Origin of the sequence: Protofrankia sp. CiT1, from assembly GCF_917627335.1 — a bacterium.
Taxonomy (GTDB): domain Bacteria; phylum Actinomycetota; class Actinomycetes; order Frankiales; family Frankiaceae; genus Protofrankia.
Map to the genome: position 1 here is coordinate 5492 of NZ_CAKJTP010000044.1, position 17782 is coordinate 23273.

A 17782-nucleotide genomic window follows, 5' to 3' on the forward strand; every position below is an offset into this window, starting at 1 on the left:
TCGATCATTGAACCGGCGCCCCCGGCCGGGCGCCGCCCAGATAATCCGTTATGTGAGTTTCGCCGGTGAATACCCGGCCGAAGGCTCCGATCATGCCCGGCGAGCGGTTGGCACAATGGAACAAACACGTTCCACCGGCGCCTCTTGACATTATTCAGTGACTACCGCGGGTGCCATGTTGATATGTTGACGTCCGCCAGCGAAATCACCGGAAAAAGTATTCGAACCAGCCCGTGGCCGGCACCGATCCAACCAACCGCTGGTCAAGCGGGGCGAATGGGGCCGCCTCAGCTGACCACGACAACGGGATACGCTGTCGTTATCGTGCGAACTATTGGGGGAGGCAGCTGGTGACAACTGCGGCAAGTAAGGCTGCGCCTACAAAAACTAATCCACCGAGGCGTATCCCCAACACCCGGTTACGAACCTGTCGCGAAGAGAGAGGCTGGTCGCAGGAACGACTCGCCACTGAACTGCGACGCTTCGCTGTCATGCACGAGGGCCGCGAGGCCGGCGCCACCGGAAACATGATCTGCAAGTGGGAGAAGGGTGACAAGAAGCCCAGCCTCCGTTACCAACGGCTTCTGCGCGCTCTTTTTCACCGGACCGCCGGGGAACTCGGGTTCATTGACGATGAAACTGTCAGCCGGCTCGGCGTCGACGCCGAGGCAAGGCGCACTCCCGGGCTCCCCCAAACGAGCGTGGAGCGGCGTTCCTTCTTGCGTATGGTCGCGGCGGCCGGGGGTGTCGCGGTCGCACCGGTAACGCCCGACGCCGAACCCTGGGAACGGCTTTCCGCGGCTCTTCGGCAGCAGAGCGCCGTCACCCCGCCAACTGTCGAGGATCTGTCCGCGCGGACGGCGGGCCTGTTCGGGCTGGAAGAACGGGTCCCGGCTCGGGCACTCATGGCGAGAGTGACCACCCAGCTGACAACGCTGAGCCAGCTGCTGGAGACCTCGCCACGGTCGGCGGTACGGCGTAACCTCACCATCACCGCTGGTGAAGTAGCTGCGCTCGCCGGATGGCTCGCCTTCGATATGCGCGACAACACGTGTGCGCTCGCCTACTATCGGGTCGCGCTCGAAGCCGCCCGCGAAGCCAACGACAACGCCTTGTGGGCATGCGTGCTGGGGTACGAGAGTTACCAGCCCGCCCTGGCTGGCCGGCCGGACCAGGCATGCGCGCTCCTGGGCGAGGCTCAGCGCCGGGCCGCGCTCGGCGGCAGCATGATGACCCGCGCGTGGCTTGCCGCTCGGGAGGCTGAGGAGCAGGCTTCCCGCGGGGACAGCGGCGCTGCGCTGCGCGCGCTCGAGCGTGCCGGTGACGCTTTCGACCGAGCCGATCCAGCGAACGATCGCGTGTGGACGCAGTTCTTCGACCGCCCTCGCCTCGACGGCATGCGGGTCACGACCTTCACGCGCCTGCGCCGTCCGGACGCCGCCTACGCGGCCGCGGCGGAGACTCTGCGGACCACCACCAGCCCAACCGCCATGAAGAAGCGCTCGCTGCTGTTTGGTGCCCTTGCCGAGGTCCACATTCACCGCAGGGAGATCGACCAGGCATGCCAGCTGGCCGCGGACGCGCTTGCGATCGTGGCACAGACAGACTTCTCGCTGGGGCTTGCCCGCGTACTACAGATCCGCGATCAACTTCGGCCGTGGCGGGAGAGCCAGCCGGTACGGGATCTCGACGAGCAGCTACGGGTGCTGGTCTGACCGGTCAGCACCGCGGGCGTGCGGGAGATGATCGCCGAACAGGCGAACAGGCGAACAGTCAAAGCGTGGCGGACGGCGCCGTCTCGGCGGTGATCCAGTCCAGATAGTCACCGAGCCCATCGACGATCGGCATCGCGATGATCTCGGGCGTGTCGTAGGGATGCGCCTGGGTAATCTCCCGCGCCAACTCGGCAAATCGGTCAGTTGTCGTTTTTGCCAGACATAGCCATTCGTCCGCCTGCTCAATCTCGCCCCGCCATCGGTAGGTGCTCCGAATCGGGCCGAGAACCTGAACGCAGGCGGCCAGTCGACGCTCCACCAGCAGGCGCCCGAGCCGGTCCGCCGCTTCAGGCGAATCGATGCTGGTCACGGCCTGAAGATGGCCCATAAACCCCCCTGATCATTCGGTGGATGAGCAACGTACCCCACATCGGCCCGCACGGTCCACCGACAGATTGAGGGCGTGTCCACTGGATGTTCGATCGCTTCGCCCTGCCCGAACGCTTCGCGTCCGTACGGGCCCCCGCTCCCGATGCCCAGAAAACGTCCTGCCGTGTTGTCGTCGGTCCGGATAGAACACCGCTATGCCGCGTCCCCTGTTACCCGGGCACTACGTGCGGGGATCGGCTCGCCGGCCGTCGGTCCGATAACAGTCATACACACCACCCACCGTGCGTACAGCCGCGAGCACCGCGTCCAGTTGCGCCGGGCCGGCAACCTCGACCGTGAAACGGGCATGGACCGCTCTGTCCTCGGCCGTGATGGTCGATGCGGACCGAACGGTGGCCGACGCGTCCGACAGCATTTCGGTTATGTCAGCGAGCAGACCATATCGGTCAAAAGCCTCGACCGCGATCTCGGCGGGGAAGGTCACGCTCGCGCTGGGCACCCACGAGGTCACCACGGCCCGGCGCCGATCTCCACGGGCCTCCGCCGCGTTCGCGCATTGCCGCCGGTGCACCGAGACCGCGGGGCTGTGCGTGGTGGTGAATCCGACCACGTCGTCCCCTGGCAGGGGCAGACAACAGCGGGCAAGACGCACCGGGACGTCCGGCCGGCCGTCGACAGCGGCCAGGCCCGCCCAGGCCTGCGCATGGACGCGTCCCCGCGGCGGGCGCGGTGGCGACACCGCGGGCCGCGCCGAGGGCCGGTGGACACGGTCCGCGAACGGATCTGGATGATATGGCAGGCCAGCAGCGTCGTCCAGAACGGTCGCGCCGTCACGATTCGCACCGGCCACACCGGCCACACCGGCCACACCGGCACGGCGGCAGTGGCGGCAGTGGCGGCAGTGGCGGATCCCACCGGCTGGGAGCCGCTCAGGTGATCCGCCGCCGGCACGGCGGCGCTTACCGCCGATCCGCCAGGTGCGGTGGTGGCGGTGTCATGCCCGGTAACGGGGGACGTGGCGTCGGCGTCTCGCCGCTGGCGTGCCGTCCTGCGGCGGATCCGCACCCTGGCGCGGGAGGTCTTGACGAAGTCCAACCAGTCCTCGGACGGACTGGCGCTCGGCAGCCCAGAGCGCAGGATCTCCACCACGTCACCGTTACGCAACCGGGTGCGCAGGGGCACCAGCCTGCCGTTGACCCGAGCGCCGATAGCCCGATGCCCGAGCTCCGTGTGGACCGCGTAGGCCAGGTCGACCGGTGTCGATCGGGCCGGCAGAGCGATGATCCTGCCCTTGGGGGTGAAGATGAGAACCTCGTCCGAGTCGAGATCCGCCGACAGCGACTCGATAAACTCACCTGGGTCCTTCGCCTCGCCCTCCCAGTCAAGCAGGCTGTGCAGCCAGGCCAGGCCCTCCAGGCGAGCGCCGTCCGCGGACGGCCCGACCGGGCGCGCGATGATCCCGGTTTCCGCGAGGCGGTGCATAGCCTCCGTACGGATCTGGATATCGATGGGTTTGCCGGCCGAGTCCACAACGGTCGTATGCAGGGACTGGTACATGTTGAACTTGGGAGTGGCCACGAAGTCGCGTAGCCGGCCGGGTGCCGGCCGCCAGATGGCATGCACTTCCCCCAGCGCTTCATAACAGTCAGTGACAGAATCTACGAGAACCAGCACCCGGACGATGTCGTTGTAGTCACGCGCCTGGAAGCCGCGTTCCTGTGCCCGCTTGTAGATCGAGAAAAGGTGACTTGTCCTGACCGAGACCCTGGCATTGATGCGAGCATCCTCGAGACCACGCTGGAGCGTGCGGACAATCGCGCCAACCTGGCCGGACGCACGCTCCGCGGCGGTGAACTCGTCTACCATCCGCTGTATCCGCTCGTGTTCGCCGGGATGCAGGACGGCGAACGAACGATCCTCCAGTTCTCTTTTGATCACACTCACGCCGAGACGATGCGCCAGCGGCGCGAGGATCTCCAGCGTCACCCGGGCGATGCGCGCCTGCTTGGGGGGGGACTTGAAGCCGAGCGTCCGCATGTTGTGGAGGCGGTCGGCAATCTTGATGACAAGGACCCGGTAGTCCTTGGCGAGGGCAACGATGAGTTTGCGCAGGGTCTCGGCTTCAGCCGCGTCACCGAAACGCATCTTGTCGAGTTTGGTCACCCCGTCGACAATGTTGGCGACCTCAAGGCCGAAATCGGCGGCAGCGGCCTCGAGGGTGTAGCCGGTGTCCTCAACGGTGTCGTGCAGCAACGCCCCGACGATCGTGGTGGTGTCCACTCCGAGCTCGGCGAGGATCTGGGTTACCGCGAGCGGGTGGGTGATGTACGGGTCGCCGCTGTGTCTCTGCTGACCGGCGTGTTGCCGGTTCGCGACCTCATAGGCATGGACGATGAGGCCGATGTCGGCCTTGGCATGGTGCAGGCAGTGCGTATCGGTGATCTTCCGCAGCTCCGGCGGCACCGCGGGGGTGCCGCGGCCCGCTGCCATCCAGCGGGCGAGATGAGCCAGACGGGTGCTGGCCAGCCGGGCGGCCGCCAGCGTACGTGAGGTCTCTTCTCCCCCGCCAGCCTGCTCAGCAGTCCCGCCGACGCTTTCAGCGCCCCCGGCTGACCATCCCCCAGCGGAGCGTTCGATCCGCGCGGGCAACGCCGCGCCCTGCATACCGGCACCTACGATCTCGGCGTCCACAGCGCCCCCCTCAACAGATCTCCACGCCTAAGAGCGACCGGTGAGCCACATCAGGGCTGGCGACGACCGGTTGCCACGGCAACATCGATGTCCTACACGGGCAGACCGGTCCCCATCGACGGGAACCGGCACCCGGGCGGACGGCAGCATCATGATCAGCACCGTACGCCCGAGGTGACCCGATAGCAGTCGTACACGCCCTCGATGGATCGCACCGCATCCCGGATGTGTCCCAGGTGCTTCGCGTCCCCCATCTCGAAGGTGAAACGGCTGATCGCGATCTGGTCCCTGGTCGTCGTCACCGACGCGGACAAGATGTTGACATGGTGATTGGTCAGGACCCGTGTCACGTCGGACAGTAAACGGGCCCGGTCCAGCGCCTCGACCTGGATGACGACGAGGAACACCGAACCCGACGACGCGGCCCACTCGACCGCCACGGTCCGGTCGTGCGGATCGGCGCGCAGCGTCGCCAGGTTCGGGCAGTCGTGGCGATGCACGGACACGCCCTTGCCCCGGGTGACGAATCCTGTGATCGCATCCCCCGGCATGGGCATGCAACAGCGGGCGAGCTTCGCCCACACGTCCTCGGAACCGCTGACGACCACTCCTGGATCACCCACCGGCCGCCGCAGGGCCCGGGTCGGCAGCGCGGTCTCGGCGGCGTCCTCGGCCGCGCCCTCGGGGCCGCCGAGCGCGGCCACCAGCCGGGCCACCACGTTCTGCGCGCTGGCGGTCTTCTCGCCGATCGCGACATACAGCGCGGACACATCCGGGTAACGCATGTCCTTGGCCAGGCTGGGCAGCACGTCGCCGTTCATCAACCGGGTCAGCGGGAGGCCGTGCCGGCGCATCATCCGGGCGAGAGCGTCCCGGCCGGCGACGACAGCGTCCTCCCGCCGCTCCCGGGCGTGCCACTGACGGATCTTCGTACGTGCCCGGGAAGAGCGGACGAAGGTCAGCCAGTCCTCGCTCGGCCCGGCCGCATGCGCACGCGACGTGAAGATCGCTACGGTGTCCCCGTTGTCGAGGGAGGTGTCCAAAGCGGCGAGCCTGCCGTTGACTCGTGCGCCCACGCACTGATTACCGACGTCGGTGTGGACGGCATAGGCGAAGTCGACCGGGGTGGACCCCTCCGGCAACGCGATCACGTCACCCTTGGGGGTGAACACGAACACCTCGTCGGTGTGCAGGTCAAAGCGCAGGCTGTCGAGGAACTCGCCGGGCTGTGCGGTTTCCCGCTGCCAGTCGAGAATCTGCCGCAGCCAGGCGGTCTGGTCCTGGCCCGAGCCACCTCGGCGGGACCGCCCGCCCGCTTTCGACCCGCCGTCGGTAAACCCGAACGCCCGCGCCTTGGCCGTACCCGACGGCCGGGCCGCGACGCCGTCCTCCTTGTACTTCCAGTGCGCCGCGATCCCGTACTCGGCCCGGTTGTGCATCGCGTGGGTCCGGATCTGCAGCTCCACCGGCTTGCCGTCAGGCCCCATGACCGTCGTGTGCAGTGACTGGTACATGTTGAACTTGGGCATCGCGATGTAGTCCTTGAACCGGCCCGGGATGGGCTTCCAGTTCGCGTGCAGCGTGCCCAGCGACGCGTAGCAGTCACGGACGGAGTCGACCAGTACCCGAATTCCGACCAGGTCATGGATGTCGTCGAACGACCGGCCTCGCACCACCATTTTCTGGTAGATCGAATAATAGTGCTTGGGACGGCCGGTGACGACAGACTTGATCTTGGCTTCGTCCAGGTGGGCCAGTACCGCGGTCACCACACCGGTGATGTACGTATCCCTGCTCGGCGCGCGCTCGGCCACCAGACGGACGATCTCGTCGTAACGCTTCGGGTAGAGGGTCGCGAAAGCGAGATCCTCCAGCTCCCACTTGAGCGAGTTCATCCCCAGCCGGTGGGCCAGCGGAGCGTAGATCTCCAGCGTCTCCCTGGCTTTGCGCTCCTGTTTGTGTTCAGGCAGGAACCGCAGGGTCCGCATGTTGTGCAGCCGGGCGGCAAGTTTGATCACCAATGCCCGCGGGTCGCGGGCCATCGCGACCACCATGCGACGGATCGTCTCGGCCTGGGCCCCCTCACCGACCTTCACCCGGTGGAGCTTCATCACCGCGTCGAGAACATCCGCGACGTGGTCACCGAACTCGTCACGGATGCGGTCGAGGGTCATGTGGGCCTCGCCCACGGTGCCGTGCAGGAGCGCGGCGCACAGCGTCGGTGTGTCCATGCCGAGATCAGCGAGGATGCTGGCGACAGCTATGGGATGCGTCACATAGGGGTGCCCGGACAGGCGCACCTGACCGGCATGCACCCCGGCCGCGGTCTCGAACGCCCGCTGAACAGGACCGACATCCGCCCGGGGATGGTTGGCAAGCAAACCTCGCAGCACCGGATCCAACAGCGATGGTGAGGTCGCGCGATGTGACGCGAGCCTGGGGAAACGGCCGCGGACCCGGCGGGGCAGCGGCGGCGACTCGTGCCCCAGACGCGGGACCACCGGCGAGCCCTCGCCCGGACCGGAGTCCCCATGGTCGGCCAGAAGGGCAGCCTGACGCGCGGCGGCAGCTGGTGATCCACCGTCGGTCAGCGCGTCATCGACCTCCGATCGTGCCCGGTCGGCGCCTGCGCAACGCTCGTCTGTCGATGACGAATCGCGTGTCGATGACGAATCGCGCACGATTGTCACGCCGGGCTCGGACGCTCCAGTCACCATCGATGCTGCCTCGGGCACAATCTATTCCTACTTCCGCTAGGAGTGATGAAGCCACCGACGATGCGAGAAACCTGACCGCATCACCTTCGGCCCGACCAGCGGTCATCAGCTCACCAGGCGGATGCGAAAAACATGATCGCACCACCTCCGGCCAAACCAGGGACCTCTGCAGGTTAACGCTGCGTTGGGCGCCTGCCATCCGCAACTCCAGCCGGATACGGCCGGAGCGGACAAAGATCACAAAATTTCACACGATACGACTGGCCGTGCGCATCCATCACAGCCGTCAGGCGATCCGCTACACCTCCATGATCGATGAAATCGCAAGCGGCGCCAGCCGATCCCGCCCGGACAGGAACATGAGCTCCATCAACACGGCAAGCCCGGCAACCTCAGCGCCGCTCTGACGCACCAGCTCGGCAGTGGCGAGCGCGGTACCGCCCGTGGCCAGGACATCGTCGACGAGCAGCACCCGGTCACCGGGCCGGAATGCGTCGGTCTGCACCTCCAGCGTGGCGGTGCCGTACTCCAGATCGTAAGTCCTGCTGATCGTCTCACCGGGAAGCTTGCCCTGCTTGCGAATGGGAACCACACCGACCCCGAGACGGTAGGCAACCGGGGCCGCGAGCAAAAAACCGCGCGCCTCGATGGCCGCCACCACGGTAGCGCCGTGACCGTCGACGGTGTCAGCGAGCGCGTCGATGACCACCGCGAAGGCTGCTGGCGTCGTCAACAGCGGCGCGATGTCCTTGAAGATCACTCCGGGCTTGGGGAAGTCAGGAACGTCCCGGATGTGGGCGCGCAGCACATCCACGGCCCGAACCGGCGCGGGCCCGCCGGCCGAGGTGCCCGCGGGCGTGGGAGTTGATTCTTCGGTAGTCGTCACCGCCGCTTTTTACCGCCTGGACGGCCTTTCCGGCCAGAACGCCGGGCCTGCGCCGGACGGCGCGCCGCCGTGCCAGGCCGGCTGGACCGAGCCCCGGCCACGGCTGGCTCACGGTTGCCGAGGGGTTTCTCACGTTCACCTTCGACGGCCCCCTCGGTGCCGGTCATCTGCCGCGCCGCGCCGATCTCCGTCCCTCGCTCCGCTGCCGGCACGCCGGGATCGGCCCCGAGCGCCGCGCCGGCTCCCGTGACGACCTGGGCGCCCTTGGCCGATTCACGCAACGCCGATGCCCGGGACTTGGCCACCCGCGCGTCCAGCGCCCGGACCGCCGGCTCGTTCTTCTTCAGATCCACCAACAGCGGTGTCGCGACGAACAGCGAGGAGTAGGTGCCCGAGGCGATCCCGACGAACTGGGCGAGGGCAAGATCCTCCAACGTGCCGGCACCCAGCAGCCCGGCACCCACAAAAAGCAGTGAACCGACCGGTACCAGCGCGATGAAAGAGGTGTTGAGCGACCGCATCAACGTCTGGTTCAACGAGTCGTTGGTGGTCTCGGCGTAGGTACGCCGGCTGGCCGTACCCATCCCGGCGGTGTTCTCCCGGACCCGGTCAAAGACCACGACCGTGTCGTAGAGGGAGAATCCCAGGATGGTCAGCAGAGCGATCACCGTCGCGGGGGTGACCTGGAAACCTACCAGTGAATAGATCCCCATCGTGACGACAAGGTCGTGGATGAGCGCCGCCATGGCGGCGACCGCCATCTTCCACTCGAACCTGACAGACAGGTAGATCATAACCAGTGCCAGGAACACCGCGAGCCCCTGCAGCGCCTTGTTGGTGATGGTCGATCCCCAGGATGCGCCGACCGTCGAGATGTCGATACCGGTGTCCGGAACGGCGAAACGTTGCTGAATGGCGGCCTGGAGCTGGCCGGTCTGCGCGTCGGTCAGGGCCGGGGTCTGCAGCCGGATCTGGTGTGAGGTCTGGAGTTCCTGGATCACCGTGTCGGCGGGGTTGATCCCGACCGCGGACAGCGCCGCCTCAGCCTCCGCAACCGGCCGGCCGGCGGCGGGAAACTGGAACAGCGCGCCGCCCTTGAAGTCAATCCCGAGCGAGAACCCACGGATCGCCATGCTGGCGACACAGATCGTCAGAAGTACGGCGGAGACCAGATACCAGACCCTGCGCCGGCCGACGAACTCCACGTGGAACTCACTGCGGTAGAGCCTGCTGGCCCAGGACATCTCTACTCCTCCCGTCCCGTGCCGGCCGGACCCGACCGTGATGACTGAGAATCGGACGATCGCACATCAGCTGGCCGCCCGCCCGCTTTGCCCGGGGAGACCGGGGCCCGCTCACGCCGGGTCAGGCGTGCGGCTGTGGGCGAGCCGTCCTGGCCGTTGCCTGCGGCCGCCCTCGCGCCGAGCGCCGAGACCGTGAGCCCGGAGAACCGGCTGCTGGCGAACAGCGGCCTGCGGACGAGCAGGGAGACAACCGGTTTGGTGAAAATGAACATGATCAATACGTCGATCAACGTGGACAAGCCGAGGGTGAACGCGAATCCCCGGACGGACCCGATCGACAGAACGTACAGCACCGCGGCGGCCAGGAAGGAGACCGTGTCCGCGGACAGCATGGTCCGCCGGGCTGACGGCCACGCCCGGTCGACCGCCGCGCGAACACTGCGGTGGGCGCGGACCTCGTCCTTGATGCGCTCGAAATAGACGACGAACGAGTCCGCGGTGACACCGATGGACACGATCAGACCGGCGATACCGGCCAGGGTGAGAGTGAATCCGATCCATCTGCCGAGCAGCACCACGGCGGCGTAGACGAGGAGCCCGCTCACCGCCAGCGAGCTGATCACAACAATCCCGAGGGCCCGGTAGTACAGGAACGAGTACACGACGACCAGCAGCAGGCCTATGGCACCCGCCAGCAGACCGGCGTTGAGGGAGTCCTTGCCCAGGGTCGGGGATACCGACTCGGCGCTGGACTGCTCGAACGCCAGCGGCAGGGCACCGTAGCGCAGCACATTCGCAAGGTCCTGAGCGCTGGACTGGTTGAAGGAGCCCGATATCTGGGCGTCCCCGGCGATACGGTCGTTGGTGGTCGGCGCCGACTGGACCACGCCGTCCAGGACAATGGCCACCTGCTTGCCGATGGTCTCCTCGGTCAGCTTGGTGAACTTGTCCTGCCCGTCACGGGTGAAGCTGACGTTGACGATCCACTGGCCGGTGCTCACCGAGGCGGTACCACCGGAGCTGGCCAGCCCCGCCGTCGCCGATTTCACGTCGGTACCCACCACCTGGGCGGGCATGAGCAGGTATTTGACGGCACCGTTGCGGTCACAGGCCGCCACCCACTCCGACGGCTTCTCCGTGCTCGCCGTCCGGCTGCGCGCATCCGACGGCGCGCAGGTCAGGGCCTCAAACGTGGCGATGACGTCGGCCGGCGGCGTCGCCGCGGCGGCCTGCGCGGGATCGGCCGCCGGGGCCGGCGCGGGCGTGGCGGGCGTAGGTGCGGCCGGCGAGACAGCGGCTGCCGTAGCGGCTGGCTTGGCCGATGCCGCCTGCGCGAGCAGGCCGCTGCTCACGACATCCGACCGGGTGGTGGTGGATGCGGACGGCCTGGGAGCAACCGAGGCTGCCTTGGGAGTCGACGTGGCCGGCGGTGACGCCCCGGGCTGTGTGGTGGCTGCCGGGCCTGCGGACGGGACCGCGGCGGGCGTCTGGCTCGGCGCGCCGGTCTGATCCGGGGCCGGGGCCGGAGCCGGGGTAGGGGCCGGCGCGGGAACCGCGGACCCGGATGTGTAGACCTGCCGGAAACGCAGTTCCGCGGTCTGGCCCACCAGCGTGACGACATCGTTGCGTCCGCGGCCGGGGACCGAGATCTCGATCTGGGTGTTGTTCCGCTTGACCTCGGCCTCGGCGACGCCAAGACCGTTGACACGCTCGCGGATGATGTCGACGGCCTTGTCCACGGCCCCGCTGTCCACGCCCTTGCCCGGCTCGGTCGACCTGGGCGTGAGGATCACGCTCGTGCCGCCCTGTAGGTCGAGCCCGAGCTTGGGCGTCCAGGTGCCCGTCAGGGCCATGACGCCGTACAGCAACGCCAGCAGGCCGGAAAGGAGGCCGATGCGGGACCAGGCGGGGCGTGTGGCCTTACGCCGTGGCCCTGACCCTTGTGCCAACGGATGTCCCTTCGTCACGCGCCGGTGCGCTCACTTCACTGCCTGTCTGGCTGCTTACCTCAGTACCTGCTGCCTCAGTACCTGGTGGACCTGCCGGCCACCGCGAGCGGCGCCGGATCCATCGGTACCCCCGGCGATTGATGCCCCGGCGACAGGCAATGGACCATGCCGGCTCCGCCTTCAACCGGCTGAGCCAACAATGCAGGCCGCGCCCAAGCTATCGGAACGACTGCCAAAGCGGATGCGTTCCTATACCACGTTCAGCTGGAGCCTGCTTGGCAGGCTTCGGCAAGAGGACTGTCCGGCTCGCGCCGCCCAGGCGGCGCCCCGCGTCATCGCTGCTCGTCCATGGCCGCGCGACGCACGGGTACCCCGGCTCGTCGGTTGACGCCCAGTACAGAGCGTCTCCCGCCGCCGCCTCGCGACCCAGCCACCCAGCCACCCAGACGCCGCTCCCCGATCGAACGACGACTTCCGACACACGCCGTAGATCTTCATTCCGGCTCGCGGCGCCCGTCCGGTTTCCCCGGCCCTGGGGCGCTCTCGCTCCCCGGTGTGTCCCCGCTTGTGGGCAGATCTTTTTTGGTCATGTCGATGCTCGGCTCGGCCGGAGCTCGGTCGTCAGCCCCGCCGTCGCCCGTCGCACGGTGGTGATCCGGCTGGCCCTCGGCTGCCTCGCCCTCGGCTGCCTCACCGTCGGGCTGCGAGTCGTCATCCGGGGCGGAGACGACCCGCGCGATCGCCGCGCGAGCGAACCGGCACACGACCTCCGGCGCGACCTCCAACAGCACGTCGCCCTCGTCGACCTCGACCACGGTCGCGTAGAGTCCGGCCGTGGTCACCACCAGGGTGCCCGGCAGGAGCGACGCCAGCGTCTGCTGGTGCGCCCGTTGGCGGCGCCGCTGAGTCGACATAAAGAAAAAGACAAGCGCCACGATGAGGATCAGCGGCAGAAAACCACCGATCCCGCTCCCGCCGCCATCTTTGGCCACGGTCTGGGCGACCACCATTGCTTGCACGTCCACGTCCTCCCATGTTGTGCGGCCGATGCTACGTACCGGCCGCGGGCACGCGACGCGCAGGCCCCGAACGGGGTTCCTGGGAGCGTCCTAGCGCGCCTTCCAGGGGATCAAGGCCGAGATGGGTGAACGCGGCCGGAGTGGCGATCCGTCCGCGGGGGGTCCGGGCCAGCAGCCCGGCACGCACCAGAAACGGCTCGACGACCTCCTCGACCGTGTCCTGCTCCTCCCCCACCGCCACGGCCAGCGTGGCCAGGCCGACCGGACCCCCACCGAATCGGCGTACCAGAGCCTCCAGCACCGCCCGGTCAAGCCGGTCCAAGCCGAGCGCGTCCACGTCATAGACACGCAGTGCGGCCTGAGCGACCTCACGGGTGACGATCCCGTCCGCCCGCACCTCGGCATAGTCACGGACCCGGCGTAGCAGCCGGTTGGCGATCCGCGGCGTCCCTCGCGACCGCCCGGCGACCTCGGTGGCGCCGTCGCCGGTCAGCCTCACCCCGAGCAGCCTGGCCGACCGGGTCAGCACGCTGGTCAGTTCATCGGGATCGTAGAAGTCCATATGGGCGGTGAAGCCGAACCGGTCGCGCAGCGGGCCGGTGAGAAGGCCCGACCGCGTGGTCGCGCCGACCAGGGTGAACGGAGCGAGGTCCAGCGGAATCGCGGTCGCGCCGGGGCCCTTGCCAAGCACGACGTCGACCCGGAAATCCTCCATCGCGGCGTACAGCAGTTCCTCCGCCGGCCGCGCGATCCGATGGATCTCATCCAGGAACAGCACGTCGCCCGGAGCGAGCGCGGTGAGGATCGCGACAAGATCTCCCGCGCGTTCGACCGCCGGGCCGCTGGTCACGCGCAACGGGACCGCCAGCTCCCGCGCAATGATCATCGCAAGGCTGGTCTTGCCCAGCCCAGGCGGCCCGGACAACAGGACATGATCGGGCGGACGCGCACGGGCGCGCGCCCCCTCCAGCATGATTGTCAGTTGTTCGCGCACCTTCTGCTGGCCGATGAACTCCGCCAGGCTGCCCGGCCGCAGACCGGCCTCGAAGGCTCGTTCCTCCGGCTCGGCCACCGGCGAGACCAGGCCATCGGCGTCCATCGGCTGCCTCATCGGGGCCGCAGAGCGGCCAGCGCCCGGCGCAACAGCACGGCCACGGTGTCCGGCGCCTGGTCGTCACCGGCAGCGCCGGCGGCACCGGCAGCACCGGCATCGCCTGGCTCGCTGCCGTCGGCGCTGCCGGCGCGCACCACGGCCAGCGCGTCCTCGGCCTCCCGCGCGGTATAGCCGAGCCCGAGCAACGCCAGACGGACCTGTTCACCGACGGCGGCCCGGGATCGGCCAGCCGGTGCCGGCACGCCGCCGTGCGGGCCGGCATCGGCGTTCGTGCCAGCGTTGCCAGCCTGGGCCGGCACCGCTGCCGGTGCGCCAAGGCGGTCCTTGAGATCGAGGACGATGCGCTGCGCGCCCTTGCGGCCGATGCCGGGCACCTTCGTCAGCGCGGTGAGATCCTCGGCCGCGACCGCCCGGCGCACCCCGTCGGGGCTGTGAACGCCGAGCACGGCCTGAGCGAGCCTGGGACCGACCCCGGAAGCGCTCTGCAGGGTTTCGAAGACGTCACGTTCGTCGGCGTCGACGAAGCCGTAGAGGGTGAGTTCCGTCTCCCGGACAACAAGGGTGGTGACCAGATGCGCATCCTGCCCCACCCGAAGTCGCGACAGGGTCGCGGGGGTGCACTGTACCAACAGCCCGACCCCGCCGACCTCGACGACGGCCGCTTCGAGCGACAGGGCCGCCACCGTGCCCGAAACAGAGGCAATCATCGACCAGGCTCCTTCCCGACGGCCTGGCCGCCATGGGCCGCCGCTCGCATCCGGGCCAGCGCCGGGCCACGCCACAGATGGCACAGGGCAAGGGCCAGCGCGTCCGCCGCGTCCGCCGGACGCGGCGGGTCGGGCAGCTTCAACAGGCGGCTCACCATAAACGTGACCTGGGCTTTGTCCGCCCGGCCGCTGCCGCTGACCGCCGCCTTCACCTCACTGGGCGTGTACAGTGCCACCGGCAGGCCCCGCCTGGCTGCGGCGACGATGGCCACCGCCCCGGCCTGCGCGGTACCCATGACCGTCCGCACATTGGCCTGGCTGAACACCCGCTCGACCGCGACCGCGTCGGGGTTGTGACGGCTGATCCATTCCTCCACGCCCCGCTCGAGTGCGCACAGCCGCGCGGCAACGTCGTCGGTGGCCGGTGTGCGCAGTACTCCGACCGCGACCAGCGAGGCGCTCCGGCCGGGGCCGCCGTCAACCACACCGAGACCACAGCGCGTGAGCCCCGGATCGACACCCAGCACCAGCACCAGCACCCTCCCCGCTGGCCGGTCCGCGGACCAGCCGTCTTGAACGCAGCCACCGTCGGGCATTGTGGCCCCGGCAGCGCCCGCCACGATCGCGACACGCCCGAACGCCCGTTCGAGCTGCCCCGATCGTACTTTCGGCCGGCGGGGCACGGCCGAGCGGGGTGGCCGGCAACCGCTCCGGGCGTCGCGAAGCGTGCGGGCCGCTCGACAGGCGGCGAGGAGCACCCCCGTCAGGCCGATACCAGTTCCATGATCTCATCGGAGATGTCGGCGTTGAACCAGACGTTCTGGACATCGTCGAGGTCCTCCACGGCCTCGACGAGCTTGAGGACCTTGCGCGCGGATTCCTCGTCCAGGGACACGCTGACGCTCGGCAGCCACGACAGGTCCGCCGAGGAGACCACGAGTGCCGCGCCCAGCGCGGCGACGCGCACCGCGTTGAGGTCCGTCGCCTCCGAAACGACCTCGAAGGCGTCACCCAGCTCGTTGACCTCCTCGGCGCCGGCATCGAGGACGGCGGTGAGGACGTCGTCCTCGCTCAGGCCGGGCGTCTTGGGGACCAGGACCACCCCCTTACGGTTGAACAGGTACGACACCGAACCGGGATCAGCGACGCTGCCGCCGTTCCGCGTGATCGCGACCCGGACGTCGGAGGCCGCCCGGTTGCGGTTGTCGGTGAGGCACTCAACCAGGATGGCCACGCCACTCGGCCCGTACGCCTCGTAGATGATCTCTTCGTAACTGACGCCGCCGGCAAGCTCCCCCGAACCACGCTTGACGGCCCGGTCGATGTTGTCGTTCGGTACCGACTGCGACTTGGCCTTCGCGATGGCGTCCGCCAGCGTCGGGTTCCCCGCCGGGTCTCCGCCGCCGGTCTTCGCCGCCACCTCGACAGATTTGATCAACTTGGCGAACAGCTTGCCGCGGCGCGCATCGACGACCGCCTTCTTGTGCTTCGTGGTCGCCCACTTGGAGTGACCGCTCATGCTCTGCCCCTCACCTGTACTGGCCCCGCCTTCCACGATTGCGTGCGACAACGTCGACAAACAGCTGGTGAATCCGGATATCACCGGTCAGTTCCGGGTGGAACGCGGTCGCCAACAGACTGCCCTGGCGGACCGCGACAATCCTGTCACCGACCTGGCCGAGAACCTCGACTTCATCCCCGACCTTCTCCACCCACGGTGCCCGGATGAAAACCGCCCGAACCGGGCCGCCAGCAACACCGATAAGATCGATATCTGCCTCGAACGAGTCCACCTGACGGCCGAACGCATTGCGCCGCACAACGACGTCCAAGCCCGCGAGCAGCGGCTGGCCGGGAGGCGCGTCCAAGACCTCCCGAGCCAGCAGGATCATGCCCGCGCATGACCCAAAAACCGGCAGCCCAGCCGCGACCGCCAGGCGCAAGGGCTCCAGCAGATCGAACACACGCAGCAACCGGCCGATCGCGGTGGACTCCCCACCGGGCAGGACCAGCCCGTCCACAGCGCTCAGCTCAGCCGCGTGGCGGACCTCCAGCGGATGAGCGCCGGCCGCGCCGAGCGCCCGGACATGCTCACGGACATCACCTTGCAGGGCAAGCACACCCACCCGGACCGGCACCGCCGGGGTGACCATGCCGAAATCGCTCACCAGCCGCGATCGGCGAACCTGGCCGCGGGCTCCAGCTCGCCGGCGCTGATGCCGACCATCGCCTCCCCGAGCCCACGCGAGACCTTCACCAGGACGTCCGCATGGTTGTACATAGTGGTAGCCTCGACGATCGCCCGCGCGCGCCGCGCTGGATCGCCGGACTTGAAGATACCCGAGCCGACGAACACACCGTCGGCACCCAGCTGCATCATCAGCGCGGCATCCGCGGGAGTGGCGATACCGCCGGCGGTGAACAGCACGAGCGGGAGTTTTCCCAGCCGGGCGACCTCGGCCACAAGCTCGTAGGGAGCGCGTAGCTCCTTGGCCGCGGCAAACAGCTCGGCTGGGTCAAGAACGGACAGCCGGGCGATCTCCGCTCTGATCGTACGCATGTGCACGACCGCGTTGGACACCTCACCGGTGCCCGCCTCGCCCTTGGACCGGATCATCGCCGCGCCCTCGCCGATACGGCGCAGCGCCTCCCCCAGGTTGGTGGCGCCGCAGACGAACGGAACGGTGAACCGCCATTTGTCGATGTGATGGTGTGGATCGGCGGGAGTGAGGACCTCGGACTCGTCGATGTAGTCGACTCCCAGCTCCTGGAGCACCTGGGCCTCGACGAAGTGGCCGATACGGGCCTTGGCCATGACCGGGATCGACACCGCCCCGATGATCTGCTCGATCATCTCCGGGTCGCTCATGCGAGCCACGCCGCCCTGCGCGCGGATGTCAGCCGGCACCCGCTCCAAGGCCATCACCGCGACCGCGCCGGCGTCCTCGGCGATTCTCGCCTGATCGGCGGTGACCACATCCATGATCACACCGCCTTTGAGCATCTCCGCCATGCCGCGCTTGACGCGGGCCGTTCCCACCTGGGTACCGGCGGGAGCGGGAGACTCGGCCGCTCGTGCGTGCCCGTCGTCCGGCTGCGCAGGCTCGGGTGCGGTCAGGCCATCGGACATGGCTCGCCTCTCTGTGTCTCTGGTGTCTCTGTACACGGATCCGTCTGGGACAAGCGCCCTCGCCCACGCGCAACTCCGGCAAACCCGGACGGCCGCTTACCAGGGACCGTGCGGGATACGCGAATTCGCACCGGACGGGGACCTCCTATGGTACGGCCGAAGTAGCGGCCGCATCCCACCCGGACCTCCCCCACACGGCAGACTTAGAGCGCCCGGCAAT

The 17782-nt window shown here is 68.3% G+C and carries 13 protein-coding genes and 1 pseudogene; 1 reads left to right on the plus strand and 13 read right to left on the minus strand.

The window, feature by feature from the left end; all coding sequences use genetic code 11:
• The first annotated feature begins 347 nt into the window (after positions 1 to 347).
• Positions 348 to 1715 (plus strand): twin-arginine translocation signal domain-containing protein, encoded by a 1368-nt coding sequence (locus MJ785_RS09845; RefSeq protein WP_370652911.1) that lies wholly within the window; start codon positions 348 to 350, stop codon positions 1713 to 1715.
• Positions 1716 to 1773: 58 nt separating this feature from the next.
• On the opposite strand, the gene cutA is transcribed toward MJ785_RS09845, so the two are convergent.
• The 13 genes and pseudogenes from cutA to pdxS form a co-directional block, all read right to left on the minus strand.
• The gene (cutA, locus tag MJ785_RS09850) at positions 1774 to 2103 is read right to left on the minus strand and encodes a divalent-cation tolerance protein CutA (RefSeq protein ID WP_239311867.1); all 330 of its coding nucleotides are present in this window, start codon (positions 2101 to 2103) and stop codon (positions 1774 to 1776) included.
• Between the two features lie 222 nt (positions 2104 to 2325).
• Positions 2326 to 4796: pseudogene (locus tag MJ785_RS09855) on the minus strand (bifunctional (p)ppGpp synthetase/guanosine-3',5'-bis(diphosphate) 3'-pyrophosphohydrolase).
• A gap of 155 nt (positions 4797 to 4951) precedes the next feature.
• A complete protein-coding gene (locus MJ785_RS09860) occupies positions 4952 to 7513 on the minus strand; it encodes a bifunctional (p)ppGpp synthetase/guanosine-3',5'-bis(diphosphate) 3'-pyrophosphohydrolase (RefSeq protein ID WP_239405585.1) in 2562 nt (853 codons plus the stop codon).
• 298 nt (positions 7514 to 7811) lie between these two features.
• A complete protein-coding gene (locus MJ785_RS09865) occupies positions 7812 to 8399 on the minus strand; it encodes an adenine phosphoribosyltransferase (protein WP_370651686.1) in 588 nt (195 codons plus the stop codon).
• Complete coding sequence (gene secF, locus MJ785_RS09870) at positions 8396 to 9643, minus strand: protein translocase subunit SecF (protein ID WP_239380538.1); 1248 nt, start codon at positions 9641 to 9643, stop codon at positions 8396 to 8398. The genes MJ785_RS09865 and secF overlap by 4 nt, the downstream gene beginning before the upstream one ends.
• Positions 9644 to 9645: 2 nt before the next feature.
• Positions 9646 to 11592 carry a protein translocase subunit SecD gene (gene secD, locus MJ785_RS09875; protein WP_370652909.1) on the minus strand — a complete coding sequence of 649 codons (1947 nt, stop codon included), beginning with the start codon at positions 11590 to 11592 and terminating at the stop codon, positions 9646 to 9648.
• A 494-nt stretch (positions 11593 to 12086) separates the two neighbouring features.
• Positions 12087 to 12617 carry a preprotein translocase subunit YajC gene (yajC, locus tag MJ785_RS09880; protein ID WP_239377350.1) on the minus strand — a complete coding sequence of 177 codons (531 nt, stop codon included), beginning with the start codon at positions 12615 to 12617 and terminating at the stop codon, positions 12087 to 12089.
• A 25-nt stretch (positions 12618 to 12642) separates the two neighbouring features.
• On the minus strand, positions 12643 to 13710 hold the full coding sequence (gene ruvB, locus MJ785_RS09885; RefSeq protein WP_239313942.1) for a Holliday junction branch migration DNA helicase RuvB: 1068 nt from the start codon (positions 13708 to 13710) through the stop codon (positions 12643 to 12645).
• Positions 13711 to 13718: 8 nt separating this feature from the next.
• Entirely contained in the window at positions 13719 to 14432 is a 714-nt protein-coding gene (gene ruvA / locus MJ785_RS09890; protein ID WP_239380539.1) for a Holliday junction branch migration protein RuvA, read from the minus strand.
• On the minus strand, positions 14429 to 14965 hold the full coding sequence (ruvC, locus tag MJ785_RS09895) for a crossover junction endodeoxyribonuclease RuvC (RefSeq protein ID WP_239311363.1): 537 nt from the start codon (positions 14963 to 14965) through the stop codon (positions 14429 to 14431). The genes ruvA and ruvC overlap by 4 nt, the downstream gene beginning before the upstream one ends.
• 230 nt (positions 14966 to 15195) lie before the next feature.
• A complete protein-coding gene (locus MJ785_RS09900; protein ID WP_239311362.1) occupies positions 15196 to 15951 on the minus strand; it encodes a YebC/PmpR family DNA-binding transcriptional regulator in 756 nt (251 codons plus the stop codon).
• 10 nt (positions 15952 to 15961) lie between these two features.
• Positions 15962 to 16585, minus strand: coding sequence for a pyridoxal 5'-phosphate synthase glutaminase subunit PdxT (pdxT, locus tag MJ785_RS09905; protein WP_239311368.1), 624 nt, complete (start codon positions 16583 to 16585; stop codon positions 15962 to 15964).
• Positions 16586 to 16596: 11 nt separating this feature from the next.
• On the minus strand, positions 16597 to 17562 hold the full coding sequence (pdxS, locus tag MJ785_RS09910) for a pyridoxal 5'-phosphate synthase lyase subunit PdxS (protein ID WP_255724121.1): 966 nt from the start codon (positions 17560 to 17562) through the stop codon (positions 16597 to 16599).
• Between the last annotated feature and the right edge of the window lie 220 nt (positions 17563 to 17782).

Coding starts and splice junctions, on each gene's coding strand:
- pdxS (WP_255724121.1), bottom strand. CDS start 17,562: ATGTCCGATGGCCTGACCGCACCCGAGCCTGCGCAGCCGGACGACGGG.
- MJ785_RS09900 (WP_239311362.1), bottom strand. CDS start 15,951: ATGAGCGGTCACTCCAAGTGGGCGACCACGAAGCACAAGAAGGCGGTC.
- secF (WP_239380538.1), bottom strand. CDS start 9,643: ATGTCCTGGGCCAGCAGGCTCTACCGCAGTGAGTTCCACGTGGAGTTC.
- pdxT (WP_239311368.1), bottom strand. CDS start 16,585: ATGGTCACCCCGGCGGTGCCGGTCCGGGTGGGTGTGCTTGCCCTGCAA.
- ruvA (WP_239380539.1), bottom strand. CDS start 14,432: ATGATTGCCTCTGTTTCGGGCACGGTGGCGGCCCTGTCGCTCGAAGCG.
- ruvB (WP_239313942.1), bottom strand. CDS start 13,710: ATGGACGCCGATGGCCTGGTCTCGCCGGTGGCCGAGCCGGAGGAACGA.
- cutA (WP_239311867.1), bottom strand. CDS start 2,103: ATGGGCCATCTTCAGGCCGTGACCAGCATCGATTCGCCTGAAGCGGCG.
- MJ785_RS09860 (WP_239405585.1), bottom strand. CDS start 7,513: ATGGTGACTGGAGCGTCCGAGCCCGGCGTGACAATCGTGCGCGATTCG.